6 protein-coding genes are annotated in these 8,277 nt (G+C 73.1%); 3 read left to right on the top strand and 3 right to left on the bottom strand.

The genetic code is table 11. The features are described 5' to 3' along the window. Positions 1-76: 76 nt before the first annotated feature. Together IE332_RS23880 and IE332_RS23875 are read right to left on the bottom strand one after the other, a co-directional pair. Positions 77-1,789 (bottom strand): enoyl-CoA hydratase-related protein, encoded by a 1,713-nt coding sequence (locus IE332_RS23880; protein WP_189919946.1) that lies wholly within the window; start codon positions 1,787-1,789, stop codon positions 77-79. A 214-nt stretch (positions 1,790-2,003) separates the two neighbouring features. Continuing rightward, entirely contained in the window at positions 2,004-2,927 is a 924-nt protein-coding gene (locus tag IE332_RS23875) for a DUF4231 domain-containing protein (RefSeq protein ID WP_189919944.1), read from the bottom strand. Between the two features lie 134 nt (positions 2,928-3,061). On the opposite strand from IE332_RS23875, the gene IE332_RS23870 reads away from it, so the two are divergent. Next, positions 3,062-3,511, top strand: coding sequence for a VOC family protein (locus IE332_RS23870; RefSeq protein ID WP_189919942.1), 450 nt, complete (start codon positions 3,062-3,064; stop codon positions 3,509-3,511). A 151-nt stretch (positions 3,512-3,662) separates the two neighbouring features. Here the strand turns inward: IE332_RS23870 and IE332_RS23865 are convergent, their stop codons facing one another. After that, a complete protein-coding gene (locus IE332_RS23865; protein ID WP_189919940.1) occupies positions 3,663-5,123 on the bottom strand; it encodes an NCS2 family permease in 1,461 nt (486 codons plus the stop codon). Between the two features lie 254 nt (positions 5,124-5,377). Between IE332_RS23865 and IE332_RS23860 the strand changes: the two genes are divergently transcribed. Then, complete coding sequence (locus tag IE332_RS23860; protein ID WP_189919938.1) at positions 5,378-5,680, top strand: DUF2530 domain-containing protein; 303 nt, start codon at positions 5,378-5,380, stop codon at positions 5,678-5,680. Positions 5,681-5,732: 52 nt separating this feature from the next. Beyond that, positions 5,733-8,237, top strand: a complete 2,505-nt coding sequence (locus IE332_RS23855; RefSeq protein ID WP_189919937.1) for an HAD-IC family P-type ATPase — start codon at positions 5,733-5,735, stop codon at positions 8,235-8,237. Positions 8,238-8,277: the final 40 nt, after the last annotated feature.

Below are 8,277 nucleotides of genomic sequence, written 5' to 3'. Positions count from 1 at the left end.
GGCCCGGCCGGGGTGGGGGACCCGGCCGGGCCTCCGTACGCGCAATCGGGCCTCCGTACGCGCTACTCGGGCCGCGCTACTCGGGCCGCCCGAGCAGCCCGGTCAGGTGCTCCGGCGTGTCCACCGGGCAGACCTTGTGCACGAAGTCCCGCCGCAGCCCGTGGTACGGCTCGCCCGCCCGGTAGAAGTTGGCGTGCATCCGCCGCAGTTCCTCGGCCCGGTACTCGGCCAGCGGCTTCGCCTCCTCGTCGGCGGCGCGACGGCGCTTCTTGTCCACCAGCCGCCCGGTGAGCTCCGGTGAGGCGGCGATCCGGGCCGCCTCCCGGGCCACCCAGCGGCGGAACCCAGCCGCGTCCCCGCCGGCCGTACGGTCCACCAGGCCGATCCGGCGGGCGTGTTCGGCCCCGACCGGCAGCGCCTCGGTGGTGAGCCGCTCGGCCTGCGCGGCGCCGACCCGGTTCGGCAGGGTGTACGTCCAGTACTCGGAGCCGTACAGGCCCATCAGGCGGTAGTGCGGGTTGAGCACCGCCGAGTCGCGACACCACACCTCGTCCGCGGCCAGCGCCGCCATCAGCCCGCCGGCCGCCGCGTTCCCGGCGAGGGCCGCGACGGTCACCTTGTCCGTCGTGGTCAGGACGGCCTCGACGAAGTCGTCCATCGCGTTGATGTTCTCCCAGGACTCCAGCGCCGGGAACACCGCGCCCTCGATGACGTTGAGCTGGATCCCGTTGGAGTAGAAGTCCCGGGGCGCGCCGAGCACCAGCACCGAGGTGGGCCGGTCGGCCGCCTCCCGGTAGGCGGCGAGCAGCCGGCGGCACTGCTCGGTGCTCACCGCCCCTCCGGGGTGGGCGAATTCGAGGAAGCCGACCTCGCCCTCCTCGCGGTAGCGCAGCTCCGACCAGGTGTCGCGGCGGGCGGCCGCCACCGGGCTCACCCGCACCTCGCGGACCCGGTGCAGCTCGTCCGCGAGCACCGTCGCGGCCGGCAGCTTGAAGGTGGCCGGCCCGCCCGGGGTTCGGCGCGCGCGCAGCTGCGGGATCCACACCGCGCCGTCCGTGGTGGCCCGGCAGATCGCGCCGTCCCGGGTGGCCAGGACGGCGCCGGGCACCGGGCCGCGCAGCTCGTCCTCGGGGTGGCCGCCGTGCAGGAAGTACTCCCGCCCGTACAGCTCGTCCAGCACGCCGGGCTGGGAGTCGGCGGCGCGCAGCTTGCGCAGCACCGTGGCGGTGTCGTCCTGCTCCCAGTCGATCCGGCGGGTCGCCTGGCGCAGGAGGGGCCGCAGCTCGCCGTGCACGTCCGGCCGGCCGTAGTCCAGCGGTTCGGGGGTGAACAGCCCGCCCTCGTACCGCTGGACGGCCAGCAGGACGGCCTCCACGGCGGCGTCGGCGACCTCGCCCCGGTAGAGCTCGCTCTTGCCGCAGACCGGGACGGGGAACTCGACGGACGCCCAGATGTCGCCGGCGTCCATCTCCTCCACGGCCTGCAGCACGGTGACGCCCCAGCGTTCCGCGCCCTCGGTGATCGCCCAGTCGAGCGAGGAGGGGCCGCGGTCGCCGGTGGGCCCCGGGTGCACGATCAGGACGGTCCGGGTGGACCAGATGTCCTGCGGGACGGCCTTGGTCAGCATCGGGCAGATGACCAGCTCGGGATCGGTGCGGGCCACCCCCTCCCGCATCCGCTCCTCGTCGAGGGCGAGTTGGACGGCGACCTGGTGGCCGCGCTCGCGCAGCTCGGTGTGGACGCGCTGGGTCAGGCTGTTGAACGCACTGGCGATCAGGAGAATGCGCAAGGGGGGCCTCCGGCAGACAGGGGTCGCGCGGAGGCGATGAAACCAGGGCATGGACACGTAATGATTACGTTCCGTACCTCGGCGCTCTACCCTCACGTACCCCGCACACCTGTGGTCCCGGCGTGGCCCGCGCTTCGCGGTATCTCCCCAGTACCTTCCCCGAGTTGGACTGGCGCGGGCCCCGCCGAGGGGTGCCGCCCCCGTCGCACCGGCCCTACCGCGGGAAGGCTCGCCGGGCCCGCCAGGTGGTGTGCTCGCGGGAGACCGCGTCCTCCGCCTCGGCGGCCAGCCGGGCCCAGCGGGCCTCGGCGTCCGGCGCCCTGACGTCCAGGTCGGAGAGCTGGTTGCCGACGTTCTCCAGCTCGCGCGCGGCCAGCTGGTAGGCGGCGGCCAGCGGGCGGAGCTGCTTGAGCTGCGTCCAGGCGATGATCGCCGCCGCCGCGGCCGAGCTGACCCCGAAGACGTGCACCTGCAGCGCGCCGGTGGCCTGGGCGACGGCGGCCGCCGCGCCCAGGATGATCAGCACCGCGATGCCGAGCCCCCAGGAGACCGCCTGCGACTCGCAGGCATCGGCCCGGGAGCGGTACCAGGTGCGCTGGCCCTCGACCCGGGTGCGCAGGTAGAAGGTGCGCCTGGCGGTCAGGTTCTCGGCGCGCAGCCGGCGCATCTCCGGGGTGATCTCGGCGACGGTGTCGGGCGGCACGATCTCCGGGTCCTCGAAGGCCCGCAGCACGTCCTCCAGCTGCAGCAGGTAGCCGCGGTCCACGTCCGCGGACTCGGCCGGACCGTCGAACGGGCGGGCCCGGACGGTGTACTTCCAGGCCAGCGTCTTGACCGACTCGGCCGCCGCCCGGGCCTCGTACCAGCGGCCCTGCGGGTTGCTGCGGCGCAGCCGGGACCAGAAGTAGCCGGCCACCAGGAAGGCGGCCACCGAGAACAGCGGCCAGACGTCGAAGTCGCCCTTGTCGTCCGGGCCGGGGAACGACCCGATCAGCGCGGCGATCACCAGCATCGAGATCAGGCCGCGGTACCAGCGCAGCGTCTCGCGCTGGCCGTCCAGCGAGGCCTTGTCCGCCGTCCGGAACAGCTCCGGCAGCAGCTGCGCCTCGACTCCCCCGGGCGGATCCTGTTGCACCATCGGTCGAGTCCCCTCCCCCTTCTCCGTCCAGCCCAGTATTCCCACCGTCAACTGGCCTACACGGGCACCTTTTTGACACGCGCGGGACGTGCGGTGATTGCCCCGCCCATCCGCTAACCGATATAACCGGTTACATGCCGTTGCACTGGAAGCTCGTCATCGACTGCACCGACCCGCACCGCCAGGCCGCCTTCTGGGCCGCCGCCCTGGAGTACGCGCTGGAGGACCACGGCCCGCTGGTCACCCGGCTGCTCGCGGCCGGCGCGGTCGGCCCCGAGGCCACCACCGAGGTGGGCGGCCACCCCGCCTGGCGCACCCTGGCCGCCGTCCGCCACCCCGAGGACCCCTTCGACCCCGCCTCGGACACCGGCCTCGGCCGCCGCATCCTCTTCCAGGCCGTCCCCGAGACCAAGCAGGTCAAGAACCGCCTGCACCTGGACGTCCACCCCGGCCCGGACGGGCGCGCGGCCACCGTCACCCGCCTCGAAGCCCTCGGCGCCACCGTGCTGCGGGACGTCGCGGAGCCCGGCGGCGCGTGGACGGTCATGCGGGACCCCGAGGGCAACGAGTTCTGCGTCCACTGACCCGCGCGCCCGGCCTGCCCCGGAACCGGCCGGGCCCGGGCCGGGAACCGTCCCGGACCGGTCCCGGACACGACGAGGCCCCGCACCCGGGCGGGGTGCGGGGCCTCGCGGCGTACGGTGTCGGGCCCGTACGGCGGCGGAAGGTACGGCGTCAGAGCAGGCCGAAGGCCGGCATCAGGTAGTAGAAGGCGAACACCGCCGCCACCGCGTACAGCGGGACCGGCACGCTCCGGCCGCGGCCGGCGGCCAGGCGCAGCACGCAGAAGGCGATGAAGCCGAAGCCGATGCCGTTGGTGATGCTGTAGGTGAACGGCATCAGCACGATGGTCAGGAAGGCCGGGATCGCGATCGTGTAGTCGGCCCAGTCGATCTCCTTGATCGAGTTGGCCAGGATCAGGAAGCCGACGGTGACCAGGGCCGGGGTGGCGGCCTGGGCGGGGACCATGGTGGCGAGCGGGGTCAGGAAGAGCGCCACCACGAAGAGCAGGCCGGTGACGATCGAGGCGAACCCGGTCCGGGCGCCCTCGCCGACGCCGGCGGTGGACTCGACGAAGCAGGTGTTGGCGGAGGAGGAGGTGGCGCCGCCGGCCGCGGTGGCGATGCCGTCGACCATCAGGATCCGGTTGATGCCGGGCAGGTCGCCCTTCTCGTCCAGCAGGTGGGCCTCGTCGGCCACACCGAGGATGGTGCCCATCGCGTCGAAGAAGCACGACATCAGCACGGTGAAGACGAACAGCAGGCCGGTCAGCACGCCGACCTTCTCGAAGCCGCCGAACAGGCTGACCTTGCCGACCAGCCCGAAGTCCGGCGCGGCGACCGGGTTGCCCGGCCAGGTCGGCACGGTGAGGCCCCACTTGAGTGCCGGGACGTCGGCCACCTTGTCGATCACCAGGGCGAGGCCGGTGGAGACCGCGATGCTGATCAGGATCGCGCCGGGCACCTTGCGGATCACCAGGATCAGGGTGAGCAGCAGGCCGACGACGAAGACCAGCACCGGGAAGCCGAGCAGGTGCCCGTTGCCGCCGAGCTGCAGCGGGACGGTGGTGTGCGCGGCGTCCGGGATGCGGCTGACGAAGCCGGAGTCGACCAGGCCGACCAGGCTGATGAACAGGCCGATACCGATCGCGATGGCCTTGCGCAGGCCGAGCGGGACGGCGTTCATGACCCGCTCGCGCAGACCGGTGGCCACCAGCAGCATGATCGCGAAGCCCGCCAGCACGACCATGCCCATGGCGTCCGGCCAGGTCATCTTGGGGGCGAGCTGGAGCGCCACGATGGTGTTGACGCCGAGACCGGCGGCCAGGCCGATCGGGACGTTGCCGATGACGCCCATCAGCAGGGTGGTGAGACCCGCGGTGAGGGCGGTGGCGGTGACCAGCTGGGCGCTGTCCAGGTGGGCCCCGGTCATGTCCGTGGCGCTCGCCAGGATGATCGGGTTCAGCACCAGGATGTACGCCATGGTGAAGAAGGTGGCGACACCGCCGCGGATCTCGCGGGGCAGCGTGGAGCCGCGCTCGCTGATCCGGAAGTAGCGGTCGACCGCGCTGGTGGGGGGCTTCGGCGCGGTGTCGGCGGGTTCGGGCGACTCGGTCGCCGGCTGGACCACAGGCATGCGTGCGTCCTCTGTGGGGGGAGCTGAGGTGGGGGAGCTGACACCCGGGGCGACGGTGGCCGGGCTCAGATCTTTAAGTATGGTTTCCCCGCCGCACCCACGCTATCTTCGCGCGTAGACACCGGCCGGGCCGCGCACAGGCCCCTCGTGCGGCCCCGCACAGTCCCCGCGCAGTCCCCGGGCAGGCCCGCGGTGGTCCCGCGCACGGCCGCCACGACGGCGCCCGGCCCCCGCCGCACCGTACGCTAGGCCCCATGCCCAAGACGCCGCTGCACCCCTCGCCCCCTCCGCTGGAGGCCAATGACGTCGCCATCGTCGGCGGCGGCACGGTGGTGTGGTTCGTCGGCTTCCTGGCCCTGCTCCCCTTCCAGGGCACGCTCTCCGACCACGGCCACGGCAGCTGGCCGTGGATCTGCCTCTCCGGCGGCCTGCTCGGCCTGATCGGCCTCTGGTACTGCCGCGCCCGGCGGGACGCGATCGCCCGCAGCCGCGCCGCGGAGGCGGCCGCGCGGGTGGCCGACGGCGACGGCCAGGACCCGGCCACCCAGTCGGACTGAATAGGCCTTTAGTAGCACGCATCGGACATAAGGCACCCGTAGAGTCGGTGCCATGACGCAGCCTGCCCAGCCAGCTGACGAGCAGCCGACCGACCGGGACCGTCCGGACGGAGCCCACCCGCTCGGGCTGCTGCCCGGGCGGCGCGGCGGCCTGACCGCCGCCGAGGTGGCCGAGCGGGTCGCGAAGGGGCAGGTCAACGACGTCCCGGTGCGGTCCAGCCGCTCCACCAGGGAGATCGTCCGGGCCAACGTCTTCACCCGCTTCAACGCGATCATCGGCGTGATGTTCGGGATCATCCTGATCGTCGGACCGATCCAGGACGGCCTGTTCGGCCTGGTCATCGTCGCCAACACGGCGATCGGCATCATCCAGGAACTGCGCGCCAAGAAGACCCTGGACAGCCTGGCCCTGATCGGCGAGGTCCGCCCGCAGGTCCGCCGGGACGGCGCCGTCCGGCAGATCGGCGTCCCCGAGATCGTCCTCGACGACACCGTGCTGCTCGGCATCGGCGACAAGGTGATCGTGGACGGCGAGGTCACCGAGGCCGACGGCCTGGAGATCGACGAGTCCCTGCTCACCGGCGAGCCCGACCCCGTCCTCAAGCAGCCCGGCGACCCGGTGATGTCCGGCAGCTTCGTGGTGGCCGGCGCGGGCGCGTTCACCGCCACCAAGGTCGGCCGCGAGGCCTACGCGGCCCAGCTCGCCGAGGAGGCCAGCAAGTTCACCCTGGTCAAGTCGGAGCTGCGCAGCGGCATCGACAGCATCCTGCGGTTCATCACCTACCTGCTGATCCCCACCGCGATCGGCCTGATCATCAGCCAGCTGGCCGTCGAGGGCCGGGACTGGCGCGAGGCCGTGCGGCGGATGGTGGCCGGCATCGTCCCGATGGTCCCCGAGGGCCTGGTGCTGCTGACCTCGGTGGCCTTCGCGATCGGCGTGATCCGGCTCGGGCGCAAGCAGTGCCTGGTCCAGGAGCTCCCGGCGATCGAGGGCCTGGCCCGGGTGGACACCGTCTGCCTGGACAAGACCGGCACCCTCACCGAGGGCGGCATGGACGTGATCGACCTGCGGGTGATCTCGAACGGGGAGACCACCACCGTCGACAAGGACACCGTCAAGCACGCGCTCGCCGTGATGGCGGGCGCCGACGCCCGCCCCAACCCGTCCATGCAGGCCGTCATCGACGCGTACGGGCGCGGCGACGACGGCGCACCGGGCGGTGCGGCGGGCGGCGCAGCTGGTGGCGCGGCGGGCGGTCCGGCGGGCCGCGACGGCTGGCGGGTGATCGAGGCGATGCCCTTCTCCTCCGCCCGCAAGTGGAGCGGCGTGCAGCTGCTGGAGCCGCACGGCGGCGAGGCCAGCTGGCTGCTCGGTGCCCCCGACGTGCTGCTGCCCGCCGGGCACCCGGCGCTGGCCGAGGTGGACGAGCTGGGCGCGCGGGGCCTGCGGGTGCTGCTGCTGGGCCGCACGCCCGTCCCGCTGGACTCCCCCGACCCGGCAGCCGGCCTCACCCCGCTCGCGCTGGTGGTGCTGCAGCAGCGGCTGCGCGGCGACGCCGCCGAGACCCTGCGGTACTTCGAGGGGCAGCGGGTCCGGGCCAAGGTCATCTCCGGCGACGCGGCGGTCTCGGTCGGCGCGGTGGCCGGCCACCTGGGCCTGCCCGGCGCCGACCACCCACTGGACGCCCGCGCCCTGCCCACCGACCCCGAGGAGCTCGCCGAGACCGCCGACCGGACCAGCGTCTTCGGCCGGGTCACCCCGCAGCAGAAGCGGCTGCTGGTCGGGGCGCTGCAGTCGCGCGGCCACACCGTGGCGATGACCGGCGACGGCGTCAACGACGTGCTGGCGCTCAAGGACGCCGACATCGGCGTGGCGATGGGCACCGGCTCCGACGCGACCAAGGCGGTCGCCCAGATCGTGCTGCTGAACGACTCCTTCGCCTCACTGCCGTCGGTGGTCGCCGAGGGCCGCCGGGTGATCGGCAACATCGAGCGGGTCGCGTCGCTGTTCCTGGTGAAGACGGTCTACTCGGTGCTCCTGGCGCTGCTGGTGATCTTCACCCATTCGCCGTACCCGTTCCTGCCCCGGCACTCCACCGTGCTGTCCACGCTGACCATCGGCGTGCCGGCCTTCTTCCTCGCGCTCGCCCCCAACAACGAGCGGGCCCGCACCGGCTTCGTGAAGCGGGTGCTGCGGCTGGCCGTCCCCGGCGGCGCGATCGCCGGGACGGGCACCTTCGTCGCCTACGCGCTCGCCCGCGCCGACCACGCGACCGAGCTCAAGGCCGACACCAGCGTGGCCACCCTGACGCTCTTCCTGATCGCCATCTGGGTCCTCGCCATCGTCGCCCGCCCGTACAGCTGGTGGCGCCTGCTGCTGATCGGCACCATGGGCGGCGCGTTCGCCCTGGTCCTGCTGGTCCCCCCGCTGTCCGACTTCTTCCAGCTCTCCCTGGTCGGCACCCGCGACCCGCTGATCGGCGTCGCCATCGCGGCGGTCTGCGGCATCGCCCTGGAGATCGCCTGGAGCTACCTGAAGCGCCGCGGGCTGGAGTAGGCCGCGGGTACCGTGGGTGTGACCACCGAGGGGGTGCCGC

This window comes from Kitasatospora xanthocidica (genome assembly GCF_014656195.1).
Taxonomy (GTDB): Bacteria; Actinomycetota; Actinomycetes; order Streptomycetales; family Streptomycetaceae; genus Kitasatospora; species Kitasatospora xanthocidica.
Note: the sequence above shows the minus strand (reverse complement) of the source record. Positions and strands in the feature narration are given on the sequence as shown.

Bases quoted from the DNA above. Each gene is read 5' to 3' on its own strand.
- IE332_RS23865 (WP_189919940.1), bottom strand. From the start codon at position 5,123: ATGCCTGTGGTCCAGCCGGCGACCGAGTCGCCCGAACCCGCCGACACC.
- IE332_RS23875 (WP_189919944.1), bottom strand. From the start codon at position 2,927: ATGGTGCAACAGGATCCGCCCGGGGGAGTCGAGGCGCAGCTGCTGCCG.
- IE332_RS23860 (WP_189919938.1), top strand. From the start codon at position 5,378: ATGCCCAAGACGCCGCTGCACCCCTCGCCCCCTCCGCTGGAGGCCAAT.
- IE332_RS23855 (WP_189919937.1), top strand. From the start codon at position 5,733: ATGACGCAGCCTGCCCAGCCAGCTGACGAGCAGCCGACCGACCGGGAC.
- IE332_RS23870 (WP_189919942.1), top strand. From the start codon at position 3,062: ATGCCGTTGCACTGGAAGCTCGTCATCGACTGCACCGACCCGCACCGC.